Origin of the sequence: Tissierella praeacuta DSM 18095 (assembly GCF_900128955.1) — a bacterium.
Classification (GTDB): Bacteria; Bacillota; Clostridia; order Tissierellales; family Tissierellaceae; genus Tissierella; species Tissierella praeacuta.
The window spans coordinates 128,422-152,557 of sequence record NZ_FQTY01000003.1; the positions used below are offsets into that span (position 1 = coordinate 128,422).

Here is a 24,136-nt window from a genome sequence, read left to right on the forward strand (position 1 = left end):
GGTGGACTATGTTTTATCCAATAATGATAGATATTAGTAACAAATGTATTGTAATTGTCGGTGGTGGGGAAGTAGCTCATAGAAAAGCAAGAAAGCTTTTGGAATTTGGGGGCAAGGTAATGATTTTAAGTCCTTGTAATATCCCCAAATTTGAGGAATTAAAAGAAAGATATAGAGAAAATTTAGATTTTATATATGATGAATATAATAAAAAATATATTGAAGATGCATTTTTAGTAATAGGAGCAACATCTTCTAAGAAAATAAATAAGCAGATTTCAGAAGATTGTAAGAGTTTGAATATATTGGTAAATATTGTTGATAGTAGAGAGGACTCTGACTTTATAACTCCTTCTATTATAAATAATGATACCTTAACTATTTCCATTTCCACAATGGGAAGCTTTCCATATTTGAGTAAGAAAATAAGAATGGATATGGAAGATAGTTACAAGAAATTCAATAAAGAATATTTAGATATCTTAGAGGAATTAAGACATTTAATTTTACATAATTATAGGGAAGAAAAAAAAGAAATAATGGATCATGCTCTAAATTTAAACATAGATGAGCTAAAAGAACTTTTAATAAAGCTTAGGGATTAGATTACATAAGGAGAATTGATGATATGAAAATAATAGTAGGTACTAGAGGAAGTAAATTAGCCTTAACACAAACAAATATGGTTATAGATAGTATAAAGAGTGCTTATCCAGAAATTGAATGTGAGCTAAAGATAATAAAGACAAAAGGCGATATAGTAAAGGATCTTCCTATTGATAAGATAGGTGGAAAGGAGATATTTACTAAGGAAATAGAAAAAGAATTACTAGATGGGACTATAGATATTGCTGTACATAGTATGAAGGACATGCCAGGGGAACTTCCAGAGGGATTAAAGCTATCCTTTTCACCAGAGAGAGAAGATTATAGGGATGTACTAATTTTAAAGGAAGGGCTAAATAGTATAAAGCATATACCTGTTGGGGGGAAAATAGGGACAGGCAGTAAGAGAAGGAAGTATCAAATACTACAATATAGACCGGATTTGGAAGTAGTGGGAATAAGGGGAAATATAGAAACAAGAATAAGAAAAATAGAAGAAGAAAATTTAGATGGAGTGATATTAGCTGCTGCAGGAATCAATAGACTAGGTTTGGAGTTAGGAGAAAGGGTAGTTTATTTAGATAAAGATATATTATTGCCATCACCTACACAAGGTATATTAGCCATCGAGATTAGGGAAGAAGATAGTAGAATAGATAATATTTTAAAAAGTATATCTCATGGGAAGACAGAGATTCAAAAAATTGTTGAAAGAACATTTTTAAAGGGGGTAGGGGGAAGCTGTCATATACCAGTAGGAGCATACTGTGATGTTATAGGCGATAAAATATACTTAGAAGGACTTTTAGGCACAATAGACGGGAAGATTTTAATAAGAAAGACCATAGAGGGAAATTTAGATTCTTTAGAGGAAATAGGATATAGATTAGCCAAAGATATGGTTAAGGAGATGAGCAGATAATGAAAGGAAAGGTATATTTAATAGGGGCAGGTCCAGGAGATGCAGGTTTGATAACGTTGAAGGGGTCAATGTATTTAAAGGAAGCAGATGTAGTAGTATATGATAGATTAGCTAGTCCTAAATTATTAGAAGAACTTAAAGAAGGATGTAGATTAATTTATGTGGGAAAAGCATCTAGTAATCATACAAAGACTCAGGATGAAATAAATGAAATAATATTACAAGAAGCTAATAAAGGGCATATAGTTGCAAGACTTAAAGGCGGAGATCCCTATGTCTTTGGGCGGGGAGGAGAAGAGGCAGAGTACCTTTATGACAGAGGAATAGATTTTGAGGTAGTGCCAGGTGTAACCTCTGCTATTGCTGGTCTTGCCTATGCAGGAATTCCCATTACTCATAGGGGGATAGCTACATCTTTTCATGTAATTACTGGACATCTAAAGGATGAAAATGATGAATTGGACTGGAGATCTATAGGAGCTTTGAAAGGAACTCTTGTTTTTTTAATGGGAGTTTCAAATTTAAAGGAAATAAGGGACAATCTATTAAAACATGGGAAAGACAAACAAACCCCTGTAGCCATTGTAAATTGGGGAACTACCCCTATGCAGCAGGTAGTAGAAGGCAATCTTTCTAATATATATGAAAAGGCAATTGAAGAAAATATAAAACCTCCAAGTTTAATAGTAATAGGAGATGTGGTAAATTTAAGAAAGAAATTAAATTTCTATGAAAGAAAGCCATTATTAGGAAAAAATATAGTAGTTACTAGGGAAAAGACTCATGCAATAGATACAATAAAAAGAATAGAAGAATTAGGTGGAAATGTTATATCATTCCCTACTATAAAGATAGAAGAAATAAGACCTAATGAAGAATTAAAGGAAGCAATTAAAAATATTAAAAGATATTCATACCTGGTCTTTACCAGTGTTAGAGGAGTTGATATTTTCTTTAAGAGATTTTTTGATATTGGGGAAGATATCAGAAATATGGCTGGAATAAAAATTGGGGCTGTAGGAGATAAAACAGCAAATGCCATTAGAAAATATGGTATAAATGTGGATTTTATTCCAGAGGAATTTGTAGGTGAAAGTTTAGTTGATAAGCTGAAAAAGGTATTGACTAAAGATGATAAGGTGTTGATTACCAGAGCTAAAATTGGCAGAAGGGAATTAGTAGAGGAATTATCTAAAATTTCCTTAGTACATGAGATAAAAATTTATGATACTGTAAAAAGTGAGGAAAGCAAAGAAGAAATAATAAATTCCATAAAGGATTTAGACTCATATTATTTACTATTTACATCTTCATCAACTTTTACGAATTTTATTGAAATACTAGGAGATAATAGGTGGGTTTTAGATAAAGGTCATATAATATCCATAGGACCAATTACTACTAAAACCATAGAAGAAAGAGGATTTACTGTATATAAACAAGCTGAAACCTATACAGTAGATGGAATACTAGAATTACTTATGAAGGAGAAAAGATAAATGAATAGAACTAGAAGATTAAGAAGAAACCCTTTCATTAGAGATATGGTTAGAGAAACTAAGTTATCATTAGATGATTTTATATATCCATTATTTATTGTAGAAGGAGAAGATATAAAAAGAGAAATTTCCTCTATGAGGGGAGTTTATCATTTTTCCATAGATAAGGTTTTAGATGAAATAAAAGAAATCATGGATTTAGGTATAAAATCTATAATATTATTCGGCATCCCGAATGATAAAGATAGTATAGGTTCTGAAGCTTATTCAAGTCAAGGTATTATTCAAAGAGCAATAGGAGAGATTAAAAAGAAATTTCCTGAAATTTATATAGTAACAGATGTATGTATGTGTGAGTATACATCCCATGGACATTGTGGGATTGTATTGGATAATGGAGATGTAGATAATGATAAAACTTTACCATATTTAGGTAAAATTGCCCTTAGCCATGCAGAAGCAGGAGCAGATATGGTAGCACCATCAGATATGATGGATGGGAGAGTAGGATATATAAGAAAAATATTAGATGAAAATGGATTTGAAATGATTCCAATAATGGCATATAGTGCTAAATATGCATCAGCCTTCTATGGCCCTTTTAGAGAAGCGGCAGCTTCTGCACCTCAATGGGGAGATAGGAGGTCTTATCAAATGGATCCTGCTAATTCTAATGAAGCTATAAGAGAGGTAATGTATGATATAGAAGAAGGTGCAGATATTGTAATGGTAAAACCGGCTCTTTCCTATCTTGATATCATAAGAAGAGTTAAAGATAATTTTAGGATGCCAATTGCAGCCTATAATGTAAGTGGAGAATATTCCATGATAAAAAATGCAATAGAAAATGGAATAGTGGGAGAAGAAATAATAATGGAGGTACTAACCTCAATAAAAAGAGCAGGAGCAGATATTATTATTTCATATTTTGCTAAGGATGTGGCAAAATCTTTTAAATAAAAATAAGGGGGTTGAAAAATTGAGTTTTGGAAAATCTAGAAAAATATATGAAGAGGGAATAAAATATATTCCAGGAGGAGTAAATAGTCCTGTTAGAGCTTTTAAATCTGTAAATACAGCACCAGTTTTTATTAAGAAAGGTTATAAAAGTAAAATAGAGGACGAAGATGGAAATACCTATATAGATTATATAGGTTCATGGGGGCCAGCTATTTTAGGTCATTCAAATGAAGAACTTATGGAAGGAATAGAAGATATAATAAAAGATGGATTAAGTTTTGGACTGCCTACAAAGATAGAAGTAGATATGGCAAAGTTAATGGTAGAATCCTATCCAGCTATAGATATGGTAAGGATGGTTAATTCAGGTACTGAGGCTACTATGAGTGCCATAAGAGTTGCTAGAGGATATACTGGTAGAAATAAAATAGTAAAATTTGAAGGATGTTATCATGGACATAGTGATTCACTTCTTGTAAAATCTGGTTCTGGAACCATAACCTATGGAATTCCTACAAGTTTAGGGGTGCCAGAAGAAATTGTGAAAAATACTATAGTATGTAGATATAATGATATAGAGGATTTAGAGCAAACATTTGAGAAGTATGGAAAAGATATTGCAGCTGTAATTGTAGAGCCAGTAGCTGGTAATATGGGTTTAGTTCCAGCTACTCCAGAATTTTTAAAAACATTAAGAGAAATAACAACGAAATATGACTCTGTACTTATATTTGACGAAGTAATTACTGGTTTTAGAATTGCTTATGGTGGAGCTAGTGAAGTATATAAAATAGAGCCAGATATGGCCTGTTTTGGGAAAATCATAGGAGGTGGATTTCCAGTAGGAGCATATGGTGGTAAAAAAGAGATAATGGAAATGGTATCTCCTATTGGTGGAGTATATCAAGCAGGAACTCTTTCAGGTAATCCATTGGCTATGCATATGGGATATAAGAATTTAAAACTATTGCAAAGGGATAAAAACATATATCATAAGATGGAAGAAATGGCTATAAAATTGGAAAAGGGTATTGCTGATAATATTAAAAAAACAGGTGTAAACGCCACTATAGTTAGGTTTAAAAATATGCTTACTTTATTCTTTGGAGAGGGATCATTCAATAATTATGATGATGTACAAAGATGTGATACCAGTCTTTATGCCAAATATTTTAAAGAAATGTTAAATAGAGGAATAATGCTTCCGCCTGCTCAATTTGAATGTATGTTTTTATCTGCTGCACATACAGATGAGGATTTAGAATATACTATAAAGGCGAATTATGATGCTTTAAAAGCAATTAAATAATATTAAAGACCTAGGAGATTGATATTCCTAGGTCTTTAATATTATCCTACATAATTAGAAAAGATTGTAATAAATAATAAGGATGATATAGCAACTGCAGCCCAAGTACATCCACCAAGGATAATAGGCTTTGTTCCTTTTGTGAAAAGGTCTTTGAAATGAATTTTAAATCCAACACCAGCTAAGGCTGTTGTTATTAAGAACTTATAACCTGCTTTAAAGAATTTTGAAGCCCCAGGAATAATACTAAATACTCCTAAAGTATTTAATATAGCCATACCTAGGAAAATAACTATAAACCAAGGAAAAACCTTCATAACAGTTTGCCCTATAGACATTTGCTCTCCACCTTGATTTAGTTTGGATTCGTTTTTTACAGTTACAATTGTAGCTACTATAGAAACGAGAATTAGTAAACTGGTTCTTGCAAGTTTAATAGTAATGGCTAAACTTGAATCTAGATTATTTAAAACATTGTAAGTAGCTTCAGCAGCAGCAACACTTGAAGTATCGTTAATAGCCGCACCTGCTAAGAATCCAAATTGATTAGGAGTCAATCCCATAAATCCAGCTAAATAAGGATAAAGTAAAGCAGCTAAGATATCAAATAAAAATATAGCAGTCATAGCATATGCAATTTCAGTTTCTTTAGCTTTTATAATTGAAGCTAGAGTTGCAATTGCAGTACCACCACAAATGCAACTGCCACCACCAACTAAGGTACATGTATTTGTAGATAATTCTAATTTTTTACCAACAAAATAAGCTACAGTAAATGATAAACAAATATTAAAAAGAAGTAATGGTAATGCCTTAGCACCATAGCCTAAGACTTGTTTAAAATTAAGAGTTGCACCAGCTAATATAATACCCCATTTTAAAAACTTCTTTCCAGCATAAGATGCCCCAGATTTAATTTCTTTATCTATAGAAGGCATAATATTTAGTATAAGCATACCTATGAACAAACCAATCATTGGAGCACCAACTATATTTTGCATTCCACCTATAAAAGTGGCTAAAACAGCAATTCCAATACAAAGAACAATACCAAAGAGTTTTTTACTATTCATATTTCTTCCCCCTTATAAGATAATGAAAAAATAATATCAAACAATGTTAAAAAAAAGACGAAAAAAATTAAAAAATAATTATTATCCAAAGGATAGACATAAAATCTACCCTTTGGATAATTTTGTGATTAATTAGCAAGTAGCTCCACCAACTAAATGAAGATCAGCATTTATTATTTCTTCTTTTCTTTCTAAAAGATCCTTAGATAATAGTTGAGATTCAACATTTTCAAAACCAATTCTTTCTATGGTTTGAGATAAACGTTCTCCAGTTTCACCTTGTTCTCTAAAGAAAAGTATAGTTTTTTCAATTATATCCATAACTTCTTCTTCAGAAGTAAATATTTTATTTAAAGGAATTCCATGGTTAACAAGCTTACCCCATCTGCCCCCTATATATACCTTATATCCTACTTGTCCGTCTGGGATAGCATCAAAATGACAGGCACCAACACAACGTCCGCAGTTATTACATATTTCTTCATCAATTGTTAAGATTCCGTCAGTAACCTTAGCAGCATGAACTGCACAAATATTTTCTACTCCACATACTCTACAACCGTTGCATAATTCACTATCGTAATTAGGTATTTTTTGTCCTACGATTCCTAAATCATTTAGGCTAGGCTTCATACAGTTATTTGGACATCCTCCTACACCGATTTTAAATTTATGTGGTAACTTTACATTAGAATAACCATTGAAGAATTTTTCATGAATTTTTTCAGATAAATCAAAGGTATCAATTAAACCATATTGACAAGTTGTACCTTTACAAGAAACTACTGGACGTACTTTAGAACCAGTACCACCTGTTTGTAGACCTTCTTTTGCAAGATAAGCTCTAAAGTCTTCAATTTTATCATAAGGAATTCCAGGACATTCTACTGTTAATCTTGATGTAAAAGTTACAGTGCCATTTCCAAAAAGTTCTGCAGCTTCTGAAATACACTTATTTTGTGCAGCGGTGATTTTTCCATTTACAGTAATTATTCTACCAGAAAAATTATCTGTGCCTTTATTAGCAAGGAAACCTAATGCTTTTACTTTTTTTTGATTTTCTGGACTAATTGTTAAACTCGCCATATTCATTTACCCCCTAAAATTTATATTATATTTTATTTAATATTGTGCCGCCTTCAAGGACTAAAGTATTAGTGTAGCCAAAATATTTTAAACGATTTTGTAACATATAGGCTCTTTTTCCCTTGGAACAAACTAACAATAATTTTTCGTCTTTTTTATACTCTGGTAATTCTCCTTCTACTTTTGAAAGATCAATATAAGGAATACCCTTTAAGGATGGAACAATAGATGCATCAATTATTTTATATTCTTCTGCCTTACCATTTGCAAATTCATAAGGAGTAATAGTATTAAAATTACCATTTATCTTATTTAATAGGACATTGACAGTATGTGCAAAAGGATGGATTGCAGTTGAAAATGGAGGAGCATATGCTAAATCCATATTTTCAATATCCTCTAAAGTAGCTCCCAAAGTAATTGCAGTTACAGCAATATCTACCATCTTATCTACAGCACCTTTTCCTAAAACCTGTAAACCTAATAGTTTTTTAGTATTTCTATCAGCTAACATTTTAACTATGAAAAATGAAGAATCTGGATAGTAGTGAGCCTTATCATCTACAACAGTTACAACACTAATTACATTATAACCAGCATCTTTAGCAGCATTTTCTGTAAGTCCAGTTCTGCCAATATTAAGATTAGGCAATTTAGCAACTGCTGTTCCAAGAACTCCACCATAATTAAAGGATTCACCATTAATATTTTTAGCTAAAATACGACCAGCAATATTAGCAGTGGAACCCATTGGAGACCAAGCAGGCTCACCAGTTATTTTATTGGTTACAGTAGCACAGTCCCCAACTGCATAAATATTTTCATAATTAGTTTGGAAATTGCTATTTACTTTTATAGTTCTATTTGGCATTAATTCAATATCAGTATCAGCTAAAAATGCTGTATTAGCACGAATACCTATGGAGAGAATAACAGCGTCTGCCTTCATAGTACGTTTATCAGTTTTAATTTTTTCAACCTTATCTTCACCTACAATTGCTTCTAATTTTGTACCAGTGAAGATCATAATCCCATGTTCAGCTAAATGATCTGCAATATACTCGGTAAATTCAGGCTCAAACCCTGGTGGTACCATGTCCGCCATATCTATTACAGTAGAATTAATTCCCTGAAGTGCTAGATTTTCTGCTACTTCAAGTCCTATAAATCCACCTCCGACTACTACAGCACGTTTGATTTTCCCTGATTCAATAGCATTTCTTAATGAAATAGCATCATCTGGAGTTCTCATAAAGAACACACCATCTAAATCTATACCTTCTAGAGGAGGTTTTATTGGTTGAGCACCAGAAGCAATGACTAATTTATCATATTCATATGTATTAGTCCTATTTGTTTTTAAGTCTAAAGCTTCCACTGTATTTTCCTTAGGATTTACTTTGGTTACTTTAGTTTCTGTAAGCACATTTGCTCCTGTCAATGCCATAAAACTTTCTGGAGTATTGACAATTAGTTCATCTCTATCAGGAATTACATTACCTACATAATAAGGCAGTCCACAACCTGCATAAGAGATATCCTTACTTTCAGTTAATATTGTAACCTCTGTGTCCCGATTTTCACGTTTTAATTTTGCAGCTACTTTTGTGCCAGCAGCTACACCACCTATAATAAGGACTTTCATCCCCTCACTCCTTTGTAGTATTTTTAACGATCGTTATAGTATAATAATATCACTTGTTTAACTATTAATAAAGTGATATTATCTAATCATAATCATAGGTAAAACCTATAGATGTTTTAAATTTATAATAAATAAAGGGTGAATGGCTATGACCATAAGACATTTAAGAATATTTATTGAAGTTGCTGATAACGGAAAGATGAGTGTTGCAGCAGAAAAACTTTTTATTTCTCAACCTACTGTAAGCCAGACTATTAGAGAGCTTGAGGAGCATTATGGTGTCCTTCTGTTTGAACGATTATGCAAAAGATTACATATAACTCCAGAAGGAGAAAGATTACTTTCCTATGCCAGAAAAGTAGTAAAACAATATGATGATTTGGAAGAAAAGATGTTTTCCATAAATGGAATTACTAAAATATATATTGGTGCTACTATAACTATAGGAAACTGTCTTCTTTCTGATATAATACTTAGAATTAAGGAAAATAGTCCTAATATTGATCCCTATGCCTATGTAAATAATACAAGTACCATAGAAGAAAGGTTATTAAAATCGGAATTGGACATTGCTTTGGTAGAAGGAAAAATTACTAATCCTAATTTAATTTGTATTCCAGCAGTAGATGATTATTTAGTTCTTGTTTGTAGCAATGAGCATATTTTTTGCAAAAAACAAGAGATTAATCCATGGGATTTACAAGATATGGATTTTGTTATGAGGGAAAGAGGAAGCGGAACAAGGAGATTGTTTGAGGAGTATTTAATGGACAATGGTATTACTATAAAAACTCGTTGGGAAACCAATTGCCCAGGGGCTATGAAAAATGCAATAATGGAACATCAGTGTTTGGGAGTTCTTTCTATTCGCTTAGTAGAAGAGGAAATAAGAAATGGTATGATGCATTTAATTAATAATCCAGAATTTAAATGGGAGAGAAATTTTAGTATTGTATACCATAAGGATAAAATTATAGATAAGGCAATGGAAGAAGTTATGGAAGCAATTTATCAATATAAGGAGATAGCTCTTCTAGAAAAGATATATTAGTATATATTTAATCCTTTTTAGTAAAAATATAAAAGATTTTTATTAAGAAGGATTTTTGATTATGGTTTAAAAATTAATTTGTATAATATATACATAGGATTGTTATGTAGATAATAATATAATAGATATGAAAAATTATGCTGATAAGTATTTAAAGTCATAGTTAATAATATAAGGGGTGATAGATTATGAGAAGAATGGTATTAAAGGGTAATGTGGCTTTTACTCCTACTAAAGAAAAATTTGAAACTCATGAGAACTCATATATAATAGTGGAAAATGGGAAAATAGTAGATATCTGTAAGGACTTAGAGAATTCTTACAAAGACTATCCATTGAAAGATTTTTCTGATAAGATAATAATACCTGGATTTGTTGATTTACATCTTCATGCTCCTCAATATCCTAATAGGGGATTAGGGTTAGATAAGGAACTTATTCCATGGCTTGAAACTTATACATTCCCTGAAGAGGGAAAATATAATGATTTGGATTATTCTAAGAAAATATATTCTAGACTTATAAATGAACTGTGGAGAGTTGGCACCACTAGAGCAGTAGTTTTTTCAAGTATCCACAAGGAAAGTACAAAGCTTTTATTGGATATGTTTATAGAATCTGGACTAGGAGCATATATAGGAAAAGTAAATATGGATAGAAATACTGCAGAATATCTTATGGAGAACACAAGAACCTCAATTGTAGATACAGAAGAGATATTAAAAGAGTATATGAATAAATCATCTTTAGTAAAACCAATTATTACACCTAGATTTGCACCAACCTGCTCCGAAGAATTGTTGGAAAACTTAGGGAATTTAGCAGTAGATTATAAAATTCCTGTTCAATCTCATTTAAGTGAAAATAGATCAGAAGTTACTTGGGTTAAAGAACTTTTCCCAGAATCTAAAAACTATGCTTCAGTTTATAATTATTTTAATTTATTTGGTCAAACCAAGACTATAATGGCTCATTGTATATATAATACGGATGAAGAAATTGAGTTGATGGCTCAAAATGGGGTTTATGCTGCACATTGCCCTTATTCTAATTATAATTTATCAAGCGGGATAATGCCTGTTAGAAAGTTTTTAAATAAAGGAGTATCCGTTGGATTGGCATCTGATATTTCAGGTGGAAATAGTCTAAGGATACCCAATATTATAGCTGGAACTATTCAGGCTTCTAAAATGACTTGGTTAAATACAGGGGAAGAGTTAGCACCTCTTACATTTAGTGAGGGATTTTTCCTTGGAACCAAAGGTGGAGGTAGTTTCTTTGGGAAGGTGGGAAGCTTTGAAAAAGGGTATGATTTTGATGCTCTAATAATAGATGATAGTACTTTATCGGATATTGATGAATTAACAATAGAAGAAAGACTCCAAAGATTTATTTACATAGGTGATGATAGGCATATAATGGAGAGATATGTGCAAGGGGTAAAGATAGAAGAACCTTAAAAGGAGATGTTATCTATGGCTAGGCAAAATGGTATTAGTATAGAAGATATGTTAAAACTTGACGCAATGGCATCTTGCAATTTAATAGCAGGATTTAGAGGTGCCAGAAATACCATATCTAGAATAAATATAATGGCAGATCCTGATATATTGGAGTGGACAACGGAAGGAGAATTTTTGCTAACTACTGCCTATTCATTTAAACAAGATAATATAGATGAGCAGATAGAATTAATAAAAGAATGTGCATCAAAAAAATTAGCTGGCATTGGCATCAAGATATCACCATATCTTGATGCACTTTCTCCAGAAGTTTTAGATTTAGCTAATGATTTAAGTTTCCCCATAATAGATATACATTCCTCTATTCCATTATCTGATATAATGATGTCAGCCTTTAAGGAAATATTTAATAAACAGGCTTCTTTATTGGAAAGAATAGAAAAGGTTCACGAAAGGCTAATGGGAGCAATGCTAGAAGGTGATGGATTAAAAGATTTAACTACTATAGTTCAAGAGAATATTAAAAATCCAGTAATCCTTCATCTTAATTTTTCAAATGAAATTATTGAATGTATTAATGGTATGAATCAATCTTATACTTTTCAATTGATGAAAGAGGTAAAAGAGTTTTATGAGCCAAGTAATACAAAGAATAGATTGAAGAAATTAATCGAGGATAAGGTTCTTATCAATGGAAAATATATTAAAAGAATGATTATGCCCATAGTATTGAGGGATCATGTATATGGACATCTATTTACTTGGAGTACAGATATGCCCTTAGGAGGGTTTGATTTAGCTATAATTGAGTCAGCATCAACTACTATAGCTTTATCAATATTGCAAGAATTATCTATTAAAGAAGTTGAAATTAGATATAGGTCAGAATTCTTTGAAGATTTAATCTCCATAGACTTAAAGAGAAAGAAAAAGGCATTAGATAGGGCAAGGTTTTTTAATTTACATATTGAAAACTATTATGCTATAGAAGTAATGAGTTTAAAACATAAAACTGAATTAAATGAAACAGATACATTAATTGATTACATACAAGACTTTATAAATCCAATTGTTAATATGATAGAGGAATTGATGCAGTATTTAAATTTAAATGGAATAGTATCTACAAAAGGGAATGGAGTCCAAATTTTATTAAGTTTTCAAGAAGAAAAACAGATTTCAGATAGAATTAAAGATTTTAATCAGAAAATTATTAAATGCATATCTACAAAATGTGATGATTTGGATATAAGAATAGGAGTAGGGAGAACTTATAAGGGGTTGGATAATGTAGATAAGAGTTTTCAAGATGCTGTTAGAACTGTTAGAATAGGAAAAGTTATTACAGCTAAAGAGATAGTTACCTTTGAAGAACTTGGTATATTTAAAATTTTATCACAAGATAGCTTAGTAGATGAGTTAGAGGATTTTTATAATTCAACATTAAAGCCTTTAGTTGATTATGATGACAAAAAATCCACAGAGTTAGTTAAAACATTGGATGTATATTTTAAAAATAACGGAAACCTGACTAGAATATCTGAACAATTATTTACTCATTATAATACGATTTTATATAGAATTGGGCGAATTGTTGAAATAACTGGTATGGATTTAGAAGATCCAAACCATAGGTTAAATTTGGAAATAGCTATTAAGATAAAAGAATTATTGGGAAAATAATTATGAAAAAATAATGAATGGGGGACATACCTTGGCAAGAACACCTATTTCGCCAAAGTATGTCCCCAATTTATTAGTGTATCTACTGTACTAATTTATAATTTTAATTATGAAAAATAAATGGTAAGATAGATATTGAATAATTACAAGGAGTGAATAAGATTGGAGATAAAAATAAATGATGCTATACTTCATATACTCGATTCCACTACGGGATTGCCAGTTTATTCTCAGGAAAACTTAGGTTTAGAGGATGAAAAAGTACAGGAATTTATTGGAAAACATATTGAAAGAATATTTAATGATCAAGCTGTTAAGTCTGGAAAATTTGTTGAAGATTCAGCGATTAAAGATTTGATTAGAAATATAAATGAAGATTTTATTGATACCAGTATATCTATTGCAGAGAAATTATATGAACTTATGCTAAGATACCTTGAGATACCTAGTGGTGACTTGTTAATGGCTTCTTTAAATATTGAAACACATAGCTATCTTATTATTATAAAGTTTAATTATAAGGAAGGATATACTCATTATGTAGATTATGGAGATTCTGGCACATCAAATAAAATAGTTGTGAACAAAGTAATGTTTCCATCAGAAACACAGAAAAATATTGAAGCAGCATTAATTAACTTGGAAGATTTGTCCTTAAAGATATTTGAAAGAGAATATGATATTGAGGGAGAAAAGACATTATATTTTTCTAAAATGTTTCTAGGTTGTGATACAGATCTTTCTATTAAAGAAAGTATTAAAGTCATTAGAGAAGTGGCTAAGGATATAACTAAAAGATATTATGATGATGACTTCAATAAGGTATCTGAAATTAAAGAAGCTATTTATGATAATCTTGATAGTGGCAGTATTGAAGTAGAAAATGTTGCAAACGCAATGTTTAGAAATAATCCTAATATAAAAAAAGAATATATGGAAAGAGTTGAAGAGGCAGGAGTCAATAAGGTTGTAGATTTAGAAGGAAAAAAACCAGAAAAGAAATTAACTGTACACAAAATCAAGATGGATAACGGTATCCAACTTGATATACCAGTTGATATTTATAGAGATAGAAATATAATTGAGTTTGTAAATAATCCAGATGGAACCATATCTATAATAATAAAAAATATTAGTAAGATTAAACAGGGGAGTTAAAAAAATTGCCAGATAAACCAAAAGGTTTTCTGGCATGAAATTATTATATACATATTCCCTAAGTAGAAAGAAATATAAGACTGTGATACAATTAATATATTAGGATAATTGGAAAGGGGATAAAAATGAACCTACAAACATTGAAATATTTTGTAAGTTTATCTAGAACTAAAAGTTTTACTAAAGCAGCAGAAGAATGTTTTGTGTCCCAGCCTGCATTAAGTCGTTCTATATCCGAGCTTGAAAACAAGCTGGGATGCAGCTTAGTAATTAGAAATAGTCGATTGGTTGAGTTAACAGAAGAAGGAAAAATCTTTGCCTTAGAAGCAGAAAAGGTTTTAAGACAATATGATATAATGATTGAAAAGGTTACTAATGGAATAGATAAATTTAAAGAACCTGTAAAGGTTGGATATATTATTTATGGTCATATTACAGTGTTTAATAAAAAAATAAGTCAAATACCTAATAGAAAATTAATAGAAATACAGCCTATATATGATACTTTATTTAATGTATGGGAAAATCTGCAATCAGATGAAATAGATATGGCTATAGTACCAGAGGTTTGTATAAATTATAATAATGTTAATTCCTTTAGATTATCCAAAAGTAAACTATATGTAGTTGTACCAAGTAAACATGAATTATTTAACAAAGATTTTATAAAATTTTCACACTTAAAAAATCAAAAATTTATAGGATGGGATTCCGAAGAGGTTCCATTATTAATAGATGCCCATTCTAAGATATGTGAGGAAAATGGGTTTAAACCAAAATTTGTGGCTTACGGTAAAAAAATGGGAGATGTAATGACATTGTCTATTTTACATAATGCATTAGGTTTTGCAGCTTATGACTCAACAATTGTTGATCAAAAAGAATTTAGATTAAAACCTATATTAGATAGTGAAGAAATTTTTGGACTTGCCTGTATATGGAAAAAAACAAATAGAAATCCATCTCTTGAAAGATTAATTACAATGCTTGAAAAATAATTCACCTATAAGATTTAGTTATAGATAGCATAGAACAATGCATTATAAGCATTTTTCTATGCTGTTTTGTTGTGTTAAAATATTAGCAAGATAACAAACTATTATAGGGGGGAATATAAATTGAAGAAGAAAATTTTATGCCTATTATTATCATTGGCAATGATAATAAGTATGGCAGGATGTAGTAAAGGTGCAGAAGCTAAATCTTATACTAAGACTGTAAAAGGTTTTGGAGGAGATGTTACAGTAACTGTTACATTGAAAGATGGAGTAATTACTGATGTAAAAGCAGAAGGACCAAATGAAACAGAAGGAATAGGTAGTAAGGCTATTGAAGAATTACCAGCATTAATTGTAAAAGCAAATTCTGCAGATATAGACGGTATGTCTGGAGCTACAATTACAAGTAATGCAATAAAAACAGCTGTAAAAGCTGCATTAAAAGAGGACAAGGGAGAAACAGATGAAGCTTTGTCATTTAAACCAGGGACTTATACTGGTGAAGCCTATGGAAATACATCTACTATAGTTGTAGATGTTACAGTATCTGATACTGAGATTACTAAAGTTGAAATAGTAGAGCATGGAGAAAGTCCAATTTTATTTGATGCTGCAAGAGATACAGTTATATCAGAAATATTAGATGAACAAACTTTAGCTGTTGATACAGTTTCTGGTGCAACAGTAAGCTCAAAAGCAATTGTGACTGCTGTAGCTAATGCGTTAGAAAAATCAGATGTGGATATGGGACTTTTAAATGTTCCAAAAGAAAAAGAGTCAATAACACCTAAAGAAATAACTAAAACTGCAGATGTAGTTGTAGTAGGAGGTGGAGGAGCTGGTCTTGTAGCAGCAAATGCAGCAGCTGAAGAAGGGGCTACTGTAATTGTTTTAGAAAAGGCACCATTTCTTGGTGGAAATCTAACTGTATTTGGTGGAATTTATAATACACCAGATGAAGAAGCTCAGGCTAAGATGGAAATGAGTGATGGGATAAAAGCATCTATAGAAAAAGAAATTAATACTAAACCTGTTAATGAAGAACATGCAGCAGCTATTGCGGCTGTTAAATCTGATTATGAAAAATGGAAAGCTAATGGCTCAGTAGGATTATTTGACTCTGCAGCATGGTTTTCATTACAAACTTGGAATTCAGGAGATAAAGTTGCAAGGAAGTCTTTAGTTGATATAATGTGTAATAATGCTTATGAAGGGGTAGTATGGTTAAAAAATATAGGAGTTGAATTTAGCGAAAAGATAACTCAAGGAGCAGGTTCATTATACCAAAGAACTCATGGTGCTATTAAACCTAACGGTTCAGGGTTTATAGATGGATATGTTGATGCACTGAAAGAATATGGAGATAAAGTTATTATATTAACTGAAACTCCAGTTGAATCCTTAATTATGGATGGAGATAAAGCTGTTGGAGTTAAAGCAACAGATAAATATGGAAATAATTATACGATAAATGCAAATAATGGTGTTATATTGGCGACAGGTGGATTTGCAGGAAATGTAAAATTACGTCAAGAATACTGTGAAGGGGAAAAATGGAAGGATTTAAGTGAAAAGGTTTTGACTACAAATTTAAAAGCAATTACTGGTGATGGTATTATAATGGCAAGGGACATTGGAGTAAACTTAATAGATATGGATCAAATCCAATTACTGCATTTAGGAAATAGTTTTACAGGTTCAACAAAAGGAGTAATTCCATATAAGGGAAGAAATTCAGACGAAGTAATTTTCGTTAACTCTAATGGTCAAAGATTTGTTGCAGAAGATGGTCGTCGTGATGTAATGTGTAATGCAATTTTACAACAAGACGGGGGATTCTATTGGATGATTCACGATTCGAAAAACATAGAACCATATGGTGATATAGCAGAAAATTATATGAAAGGAAATTACTTATATCGTGCAGAAACTTTAGAAGAATTAGCTGATATGGTTGGAGTGCCTAAAGAAAACTTAGTTGCATCTGTAAACCAATACAATGAGGCAGTTGAGAAGGGAGTAGATGAACTAACAGGTAGAAAACTATTAGTAGCTACAATTAATGAAGGTCCTTACTTTGCTGCAAAACGCGTACCTTCTGCTCACCATACAATGGGTGGAGTTGAAATTGATGGGGATGCCCATGTTTATTATGAAAATGGAAATATTGTAAAAGGCTTATATGCTGCTGGTGAAGTTTGTGGAGGAATTCATGGAGGAAACCGTGTAGGTGGAAATGCTGTAGTTGACACAGTAGTATTTGGACGAATTGCTGGAATTAATGCAGCAAATAAAAAATAGTAAATAAAGATAAAATAAGTTCCCATTCTTATAATAAGAATGGGAACTTATCTTTGTAAACTTTATTCTTCTAATAATGCCACAGCTCTAATAGGTGAGCCACTACCATCCCTAATTTTTAGAGGTAGACCAATATATAAAAATCTTTTATTTACTACTTTGTCTAAATTACACAAATTCTCCGTATTAGTTATATGATATTCTCCACAAACTAGATGACCTGAAAAATCAATATCATCTGGAGTTAAGTCTATTGCAGGAGCATCTACTCCAATATTTACTACTCCTTTTTCCGCTAACCATTTTGCACCTTCATAGCTTAGCCCAGAATAATCAGTTTGAAACATATCAGTGCCAAAGGTTCTGTCATGGTGTCCAGTATATAGTAATACTATATCTCCTTGTCTGATTTCTTGTCCAGAACGGGATAGAGCTTCTTCTAAATCTTTTGGTTCAAAATAACTTGGATATCTTATATGAGATAAATCTAGACAAATAGCTGAACCCCAAAAATATTCCAAAGGCATATTATCTATTGTAGGTCCCTCTGGATTAAACTCCCATACTCCGTCACTATGTGTACCCCCATGCTCACTAATAAGTAAATTTCTCGCAGAAAATCCCAAGGTCTTGCTGCCCGTATTCTCCATATTCTCTTCATGTGACATATTTGTCATTATAAATGTTTTCTGATGCATTGGAAAAACACTCATACCTTGATAAATCTCTTGAGATAAATCAATTAGTTTTAAGGTCATTAAATCCCCTCCCTAATATTATTTAATCCTTATTATAATCATTTACCCTAATGAAGGATATATAAAAGATATACAAAAATATTATTAGAACTATACAAAAGATTTGTTATAATTTTAAATCTTCAAGTATATTTTTATAGTAAACTAACAAGGTATATTTTTTGACAATATGTTATTATTATTACAAAATCAATGAAAAGGGGAGATATGTATGTATGATGTTATTGTAAAGAATGCAAGAATTCCTCAGGGCGATGACACTGCGTTAACAAATATTCTAGTTAAAGATGAGAAAATAGCTGGATTCGTAGATAATATTGAAGGAATAGAAGCAAAGGAAATAATTGATGCGAAGGGACATTTAACATTGCCAGGATGTATAGATTCACATACCCACTTTATGTATCAAGGATTTCCTCATAGGGAAAACTTCCTAACAGGTACGGCTGCGGCTGCTCGTGGTGGGGTGACTACAGTTATTGATATGCCTTGTTGTTCTGTACCATCAGCAAGAAGTAAGGAACAATTAGAACTGAAACTTGATTTAATACAGCCCCAGGCATTAGTAGATTTTGCTCTATGGGGTGGAGTAACAGGTGAGGATGTAAGGGAAGGTTGGCTTGACCATGTACAAGAGCAGGCTGATTGGGGAGTAGTAGCATTTAAAGCATATATGACTCCATCAGTTCCTACATTCCCAAGAGTTACAGATCCAGAAATGTTTGAAGCATTTAAAGCAGTTGCAAAAACAGGACTTCCAGTAGGAATCCATGCTGAAAACTATTCCATGTGTGATTATTATGTAAAAGAGTTCCAAAAACAAGGTAGAATGGACGGACCAGCTTGGGCGGAAGCTAGAATGGAATTAGCAGAAAAAGTTGCTATTGAATTAGGTATTAGCTTTGCCGAAGAAGCAGGTGCTAGACTTCATATAGTTCATATGAGTACGGGAATAGGTGCAAAGTTAGTTGGAGAAGCTAAGAAAAGAGGATTAAATGTAACTTCTGAAACTTGTCCCCATTACTTAACAATAAATGCTCAAGAAGCTATGACAAAATATGGTGCTTGTGCAAAAATAGCTCCACCACTTAGAACCAAAAAGGATAATGAACTATTATGGGAAGGACTAAATAATGGAAGTGTAGACTTTATAGCTACAGACCATGCGCCTTATGAGTTAGAAAGTGAAAAAATAAAAGAAGGAACTAATATATGGACCGCATTCCCAGGAATTCCAGGTGTTGAAACTATGGTACCTGTTTTAGTAAGTGAGGGATATAATAAAGGAAGAATTTCCCTATCCACTTTAGTTGACGTATTAAGTAAAAATGCAGCTGTACACTATGGACTATATCCAAAGAAAGGTGCTATGAATATTGGCTCAGATGCAGACTTTACTATAATTGATTTAGATAAAGAATGGGTTATAGATCCAAAGAATGAAGCTTCAATGTGTGGATATACTCCACTTGAAGGAATTAAATTAAAAGGAAAAGTTGCAAAAACTATAGTACGTGGACATTTAGTATTTGAAGATTTAGATGAAAGTACATTAGCTAAATTAACAGATGAAGAACTAAAGAAAATAGTTCATAATTTCCCAGAAGGAATAGAAGAAAAATATGCAGAACAATTTAAAAAATACCCTCATCTATACAGTGCTGAATATGAAAGAAGTTATAGAATAAATCACCCAGAAGTGATAGATGAACATATAAGGGGAATTAAAGGTATAGTAGCTAAGCCAGGCTTTGGTAAATTTGTTAAGAGACAAAGCATACAGATTTTACCTAGAAAAATAAAATATTAAAATAAAAACAATAAAATTAAGGGGGAATTTTAATAATGTCAAGACATGCAATTTTAGTAATAGATATGTTAAATGATTTTGCCAATCCAGAAGGAGCGTTATTTTGCGAGGGAACAGCTATTATAACTCCAAAACTTCAAGAAATATTCAAATGGGTAAGAGAAAGAAATGCTAAAGGAAATGATGATGTACAATTAGTTCATATTCAAGAAGCCCATAGAAAAAATGATGCGGATTTTAAAGTAAGACCAGTTCATGCAGTAGATGGAACTTGGGGTTCAGATTTTGTTCCAGAGCTAAAACCTGAGGGAGATGAATATATAGTAAAGAAAAGAAGACATAGTGGATTTGCATATACTGATTTAGATCTTTATTTAAGAGAAGAAAATATAGATACTGTAGTAGTTACAGGTACTTGGACCAATGTATGTGTAAGGTCAACTGCTACAGATGCCTTGGCAAGAGCATATAGAGTTATTTCACTTACAGATGCTATTCATGCAAAGAATCAAGAAATGCATGAACAAGGATTAAGGGATTTAAGTATATTTACAAAATTAATGACTTTTGATGAATATAAAGAAGCTTGGGAAAAGGGAATTGACCCATGGGAAGGCGGAGGAGATCCAGAAAATAAAGTAAAATAATGAGATAATGGGACATAGGGAGGGTCAATATCTTAAGGATAAGTGGTTCTCCTGTCCCTCTGTCCCAGTTACATAGAAAGAGAGGAAGTAAGATGAAAATAGTGGTAGGAATATCAGGAGGAAGCGGATCAATATATGCAGTATCCCTCCTAAAAGCATTAAAAGAACTAAACATAGAAACACATCTTGTAGTATCCACTATGGGAGAATATGTAACAGAACATGAATGTGGAATTAGCTTAGAAGAACTAAAATCTCTAGCAACACATTATCATGACAACAAGAACTTTGCAGCCCCAATATCCAGTGGCTCTTTTAAAGTAGACAAGATGATAGTACTACCTTGCTCCATGAAAACACTATCATCTGTTGCCCATGGATTTTCCGATTCCTTGATTTCAAGAGCTTGTGACGTAACCATAAAAGAAGGACGTAAATTAATATTAGTACCTAGAGAAACACCACTAAGTCCAATACATCTAGAAAACATGTTAAAACTAGCTAAAATGAATGTTACAATATTTCCCCTAAGCCCAGGCTTTTACAACCATCCAGAAACCATAGAGGATATAATATTTAACATGACAGGAAGAATACTTGACATGTTAGAAATAGATAATAACTTAGTAAAAAGATGGACTGGTGAGTAGAAAGGGGGTTACTTATGGAAAAGCAAATGCTTAGAGCCGTATTAAAAAGACTAAGAGAAAAGAATTTACTTTTAGAATGTAATAAAGAAGTAGATAAAGAATATGAAATGGGTGCAGTACTTAAACACTTTAACAATAAAAGACCAATTCTATTCAACAAAATAAAAAACAGTCAAATATCATCCATAGGAGGACTTTATGGAGACAGAGAAATAATATATAATCTGCTTAATATAAATCATGAAAACAGAATAGAAAAATTTATGGATGCAATAGTTAACCCAGAACCATATAAAATACTTAACAATGGACCAATAAAAGAAAACATAATAAAAAGAAACATAGATTTACAAAAACTTCTGCCAATAAACAAATTCCAAGAAAAAGACTCATCAAACTTCATAACAGCAGGAGTAATGGTAGTAAAAGACCCAACTACAGGAAAACACTTTACATCCATAAGAAGACTTCAAGTAAATGGAGGAAACAAACTATCAGCATTAATAGCATCACCAAAACTAACAAAAGATTTCCTAAAACTAGAAAAACAAGGAAAACCCTTAGAAGTAGCCATAGTATTTGGATACGATGCAGAATTTCTAATGGCTAGTCAAATAAGCTCTGCAACCTATGGAATAGATAAATATGAAATAGACTCTAGACTAAGAGGAGAACCACTAGAACTAGTAAAATGTGAAACAATAGACCTACTAGTACCAGCCAATGCAGAAATAGTACTAGAAGGAAAAATTATTCCAGGAAAAAGAGAAACAGAAGGACCCTTTGGAGAACTAATGGGATACTATGGACACATAGCACCCCACCCAATAATAGAAATAGATGCAGTAACCCATAGAAATAACCCAATATACCAAACAGCATTTCCATGCAGAGAAGAACATGTATCAAACGGACTAATTAGAGAAATAGAACTATATTACCACCTAAAAAACCAACTAGACATAGTAGACGTATATGTAACAGAAGGCGGAGGATATAGATTTAACGCAATAATATCCATAAAAAAACAAAAAGAAGGAGATGCAAAAACAGCAATACTAGCATCATTAGGACTAAACAAAGACCTAAAACAAGTAGTAATAGTAGACGAAGACGTAGATATATTTGATCCACAAGACATAGAATGGGCAATAACCACAAGAAGCCAAGCATCCCTTGACTATGTAATAGTACAAGGAGCATTAGGATCATCATTAGAACCATCCCATGACCTAAGAGGAATAACAGACAAAGTAGGAATAGACGCAACAAAACCATTAAATGATGAAAAAGAGAAGTTTAGCAGAGCCATAATACCAGGATATGATAAAATAGATATAAGTAAATATTTTCCAAATATTTAAATATATTTGTTACAATTAACAATTAACAACTAACAGAGAACAATTAACAATTAAGGAAGGGACTATAGGTTAAAAAAGACCTAAAAGCTAGACCCTAACAATTGTGAACTGTGAATTGCAACAAGTAAATACTTTCCAAACAAATAGAAAGTTGGTGAGGTAAAGTGAAAGAAGCCATAGGAATGGTAGAAACCAGATCAATGGTTGCAGCCATGGAAGCAGCAGATGCAATGGTAAAAGCAGCAAGCGTAAAAATAGTAGACTTTCAAATAGTAGGATCAGGACTAGTATCAGTAACAGTAACAGGAGACGTAGCAGCAGTAATGGCAGCAGTAGACGCAGGAAAAATAAGAGGGGGAGAAGTAGCAGAAGTAGTATCAGCAAACGTAATCCCAAGACCTCATGATGAAGTAGACAAAATCTTTGACTTTGATGGTGGTGAATAAAAATGGTAAATCCATTAGCAAGAGTAATAATGGAAAAAAATCTAAAAACAGAAAAAGTAATAAGCCCTAGAATAGTAAATCAAAGAGAAACAACAGAAAAAAACAACCTAGATAATAAAGAAATAAAAATAATATCAAGCATAATAAAAGGAGAAAAAGAAGTAATAGAAGGAACAAAGAAAAACACAGCAATAACCCTAGAAGAAGCAGTAAACAAAATAAAAAATAACCGTTAAACAAAGACGGAGGTGTAAAATGAATAAAGCATTAGGACTTATAGAAGCATTAGGACTGACAACAGCAGTAACAGCACTAGACGCAGCCAGCAAAGCTGCAGACATAACCTTAGTAGGAATAGAAAAAATAATAGGAGTAGGAAAAGCAGTAGGAGTAAACATACAAATAGCAGGAGAAGTAGCGGCAGTAAAAGCAGCAGTAGATGCAGGAGTAGAAGCAGGAAACAGAGTAGGGACAGTATTCTCATCCCATGTAATACCAAGACCCCATGATGAAGTAGACGCTTTAATAGCTAAATTTGCTAAAAACTTAAATAAAAAAGAAGAAATAAAAGAAGAAAAGAAAAAAGAAACTAAAAAAGAAGTAAAAGAAATAAAAGAAGAAACAAAGAAATAAAGAAGAAGTAAGATAGAAAAGCAAAGAAAAAATAAATAAAACAAAGAAATCAAAAAAATGAAAAAACCCATAAG

General features: G+C 31.9%; 22 protein-coding genes. 18 read left to right on the plus strand and 4 right to left on the minus strand.

Translation table 11 applies throughout. The annotated features are described in order from the left end of the window. Positions 1-8 precede the first annotated feature (8 nt). From BUB33_RS05295 to hemL, 5 genes are read left to right on the plus strand one after another with little or no spacing between them, the layout of a single operon-like run. A complete protein-coding gene (locus tag BUB33_RS05295) occupies positions 9-605 on the plus strand; it encodes a precorrin-2 dehydrogenase/sirohydrochlorin ferrochelatase family protein (protein ID WP_072974002.1) in 597 nt (198 codons plus the stop codon). 23 nt (positions 606-628) lie between these two features. Next, positions 629-1,528 carry a hydroxymethylbilane synthase gene (gene hemC / locus BUB33_RS05300; RefSeq protein ID WP_072974005.1) on the plus strand — a complete coding sequence of 300 codons (900 nt, stop codon included), beginning with the start codon at positions 629-631 and terminating at the stop codon, positions 1,526-1,528. Further along, positions 1,528-3,027 carry a uroporphyrinogen-III C-methyltransferase gene (gene cobA / locus BUB33_RS05305; protein ID WP_072974008.1) on the plus strand — a complete coding sequence of 500 codons (1,500 nt, stop codon included), beginning with the start codon at positions 1,528-1,530 and terminating at the stop codon, positions 3,025-3,027. The genes hemC and cobA overlap by 1 nt, the downstream gene beginning before the upstream one ends. Beyond that, entirely contained in the window at positions 3,028-3,987 is a 960-nt protein-coding gene (gene hemB / locus BUB33_RS05310) for a porphobilinogen synthase (protein ID WP_072974010.1), read from the plus strand. Between the two features lie 19 nt (positions 3,988-4,006). After that, positions 4,007-5,296, plus strand: a complete 1,290-nt coding sequence (hemL, locus tag BUB33_RS05315; protein ID WP_115322235.1) for a glutamate-1-semialdehyde 2,1-aminomutase — start codon at positions 4,007-4,009, stop codon at positions 5,294-5,296. Between the two features lie 41 nt (positions 5,297-5,337). Here the strand turns inward: hemL and BUB33_RS05320 are convergent, their stop codons facing one another. From BUB33_RS05320 to BUB33_RS05330, 3 genes are all read right to left on the minus strand, one after another. Further along, complete coding sequence (locus BUB33_RS05320; RefSeq protein ID WP_072974014.1) at positions 5,338-6,369, minus strand: YeiH family protein; 1,032 nt, start codon at positions 6,367-6,369, stop codon at positions 5,338-5,340. 132 nt (positions 6,370-6,501) lie between these two features. Next, positions 6,502-7,455 (minus strand): 4Fe-4S binding protein, encoded by a 954-nt coding sequence (locus BUB33_RS05325; RefSeq protein ID WP_072974016.1) that lies wholly within the window; start codon positions 7,453-7,455, stop codon positions 6,502-6,504. A 25-nt stretch (positions 7,456-7,480) separates the two neighbouring features. Continuing rightward, a complete protein-coding gene (locus BUB33_RS05330; protein ID WP_072974019.1) occupies positions 7,481-9,100 on the minus strand; it encodes an FAD-dependent oxidoreductase in 1,620 nt (539 codons plus the stop codon). 148 nt (positions 9,101-9,248) lie between these two features. Here BUB33_RS05330 and BUB33_RS05335 point away from each other — a divergent pair, with 148 nt between their 5' ends. The 6 genes from BUB33_RS05335 (at position 9,249) to BUB33_RS05360 (ending at position 17,754) form a co-directional block, all read left to right on the plus strand. Continuing rightward, positions 9,249-10,151: a LysR family transcriptional regulator gene (locus tag BUB33_RS05335; RefSeq protein ID WP_072974021.1), complete on the plus strand. Its 903-nt coding sequence runs from the start codon at positions 9,249-9,251 to the stop codon at positions 10,149-10,151. A 188-nt stretch (positions 10,152-10,339) separates the two neighbouring features. Next, positions 10,340-11,611, plus strand: a complete 1,272-nt coding sequence (gene guaD, locus BUB33_RS05340; protein ID WP_072974023.1) for a guanine deaminase — start codon at positions 10,340-10,342, stop codon at positions 11,609-11,611. Between the two features lie 15 nt (positions 11,612-11,626). Further along, positions 11,627-13,297, plus strand: a complete 1,671-nt coding sequence (locus BUB33_RS05345) for a PucR family transcriptional regulator (protein WP_072974025.1) — start codon at positions 11,627-11,629, stop codon at positions 13,295-13,297. 162 nt (positions 13,298-13,459) lie between these two features. After that, on the plus strand, positions 13,460-14,455 hold the full coding sequence (locus BUB33_RS05350; RefSeq protein WP_072974027.1) for a nucleoid-associated protein: 996 nt from the start codon (positions 13,460-13,462) through the stop codon (positions 14,453-14,455). A 125-nt stretch (positions 14,456-14,580) separates the two neighbouring features. Continuing rightward, positions 14,581-15,453 (plus strand): LysR family transcriptional regulator, encoded by an 873-nt coding sequence (locus tag BUB33_RS05355; RefSeq protein WP_072974030.1) that lies wholly within the window; start codon positions 14,581-14,583, stop codon positions 15,451-15,453. 120 nt (positions 15,454-15,573) lie between these two features. Next, positions 15,574-17,754, plus strand: coding sequence for an FAD-dependent oxidoreductase (locus BUB33_RS05360; RefSeq protein ID WP_084725194.1), 2,181 nt, complete (start codon positions 15,574-15,576; stop codon positions 17,752-17,754). A gap of 62 nt (positions 17,755-17,816) precedes the next feature. Here BUB33_RS05360 and BUB33_RS05365 read toward each other — a convergent pair whose 3' ends face one another. Next, on the minus strand, positions 17,817-18,512 hold the full coding sequence (locus BUB33_RS05365) for a cyclase family protein (RefSeq protein WP_072974032.1): 696 nt from the start codon (positions 18,510-18,512) through the stop codon (positions 17,817-17,819). Positions 18,513-18,723: 211 nt separating this feature from the next. Between BUB33_RS05365 and BUB33_RS05370 the strand changes: the two genes are divergently transcribed. The 7 genes from BUB33_RS05370 (at position 18,724) to BUB33_RS05400 (ending at position 24,062) form a co-directional block, all read left to right on the plus strand. Beyond that, a complete protein-coding gene (locus BUB33_RS05370) occupies positions 18,724-20,322 on the plus strand; it encodes a dihydroorotase (RefSeq protein WP_084725196.1) in 1,599 nt (532 codons plus the stop codon). Between the two features lie 35 nt (positions 20,323-20,357). Continuing rightward, positions 20,358-20,969 (plus strand): cysteine hydrolase family protein, encoded by a 612-nt coding sequence (locus BUB33_RS05375; protein WP_072974035.1) that lies wholly within the window; start codon positions 20,358-20,360, stop codon positions 20,967-20,969. Positions 20,970-21,061: 92 nt separating this feature from the next. Further along, the gene (locus tag BUB33_RS05380; protein ID WP_072974037.1) at positions 21,062-21,619 is read left to right on the plus strand and encodes a UbiX family flavin prenyltransferase; all 558 of its coding nucleotides are present in this window, start codon (positions 21,062-21,064) and stop codon (positions 21,617-21,619) included. Between the two features lie 14 nt (positions 21,620-21,633). After that, positions 21,634-22,983, plus strand: coding sequence for a UbiD family decarboxylase (locus BUB33_RS05385; protein ID WP_072974039.1), 1,350 nt, complete (start codon positions 21,634-21,636; stop codon positions 22,981-22,983). A 164-nt stretch (positions 22,984-23,147) separates the two neighbouring features. After that, positions 23,148-23,429 (plus strand): BMC domain-containing protein, encoded by a 282-nt coding sequence (locus BUB33_RS05390; protein ID WP_327191963.1) that lies wholly within the window; start codon positions 23,148-23,150, stop codon positions 23,427-23,429. 2 nt (positions 23,430-23,431) lie between these two features. Further along, complete coding sequence (locus BUB33_RS16015; protein WP_072974041.1) at positions 23,432-23,665, plus strand: hypothetical protein; 234 nt, start codon at positions 23,432-23,434, stop codon at positions 23,663-23,665. 19 nt (positions 23,666-23,684) lie between these two features. Next, a complete protein-coding gene (locus tag BUB33_RS05400) occupies positions 23,685-24,062 on the plus strand; it encodes a BMC domain-containing protein (RefSeq protein ID WP_072974043.1) in 378 nt (125 codons plus the stop codon). Positions 24,063-24,136: the final 74 nt, after the last annotated feature.

Bases quoted from the DNA above. Each gene is read 5' to 3' on its own strand.
- BUB33_RS05385 (WP_072974039.1), top strand. From the start codon at position 21,634: ATGGAAAAGCAAATGCTTAGAGCCGTATTAAAAAGACTAAGAGAAAAG.
- hemC (WP_072974005.1), top strand. From the start codon at position 629: ATGAAAATAATAGTAGGTACTAGAGGAAGTAAATTAGCCTTAACACAA.
- BUB33_RS05365 (WP_072974032.1), bottom strand. From the start codon at position 18,512: ATGACCTTAAAACTAATTGATTTATCTCAAGAGATTTATCAAGGTATG.
- BUB33_RS05380 (WP_072974037.1), top strand. From the start codon at position 21,062: ATGAAAATAGTGGTAGGAATATCAGGAGGAAGCGGATCAATATATGCA.
- BUB33_RS05370 (WP_084725196.1), top strand. From the start codon at position 18,724: ATGTATGATGTTATTGTAAAGAATGCAAGAATTCCTCAGGGCGATGAC.
- BUB33_RS05345 (WP_072974025.1), top strand. From the start codon at position 11,627: ATGGCTAGGCAAAATGGTATTAGTATAGAAGATATGTTAAAACTTGAC.
- BUB33_RS05295 (WP_072974002.1), top strand. From the start codon at position 9: ATGTTTTATCCAATAATGATAGATATTAGTAACAAATGTATTGTAATT.
- BUB33_RS05400 (WP_072974043.1), top strand. From the start codon at position 23,685: ATGAATAAAGCATTAGGACTTATAGAAGCATTAGGACTGACAACAGCA.
- guaD (WP_072974023.1), top strand. From the start codon at position 10,340: ATGAGAAGAATGGTATTAAAGGGTAATGTGGCTTTTACTCCTACTAAA.
- BUB33_RS05325 (WP_072974016.1), bottom strand. From the start codon at position 7,455: ATGGCGAGTTTAACAATTAGTCCAGAAAATCAAAAAAAAGTAAAAGCA.
- BUB33_RS05330 (WP_072974019.1), bottom strand. From the start codon at position 9,100: ATGAAAGTCCTTATTATAGGTGGTGTAGCTGCTGGCACAAAAGTAGCT.
- BUB33_RS16015 (WP_072974041.1), top strand. From the start codon at position 23,432: ATGGTAAATCCATTAGCAAGAGTAATAATGGAAAAAAATCTAAAAACA.
- hemB (WP_072974010.1), top strand. From the start codon at position 3,028: ATGAATAGAACTAGAAGATTAAGAAGAAACCCTTTCATTAGAGATATG.
- cobA (WP_072974008.1), top strand. From the start codon at position 1,528: ATGAAAGGAAAGGTATATTTAATAGGGGCAGGTCCAGGAGATGCAGGT.
- BUB33_RS05375 (WP_072974035.1), top strand. From the start codon at position 20,358: ATGTCAAGACATGCAATTTTAGTAATAGATATGTTAAATGATTTTGCC.
- BUB33_RS05355 (WP_072974030.1), top strand. From the start codon at position 14,581: ATGAACCTACAAACATTGAAATATTTTGTAAGTTTATCTAGAACTAAA.
- BUB33_RS05335 (WP_072974021.1), top strand. From the start codon at position 9,249: ATGACCATAAGACATTTAAGAATATTTATTGAAGTTGCTGATAACGGA.
- BUB33_RS05320 (WP_072974014.1), bottom strand. From the start codon at position 6,369: ATGAATAGTAAAAAACTCTTTGGTATTGTTCTTTGTATTGGAATTGCT.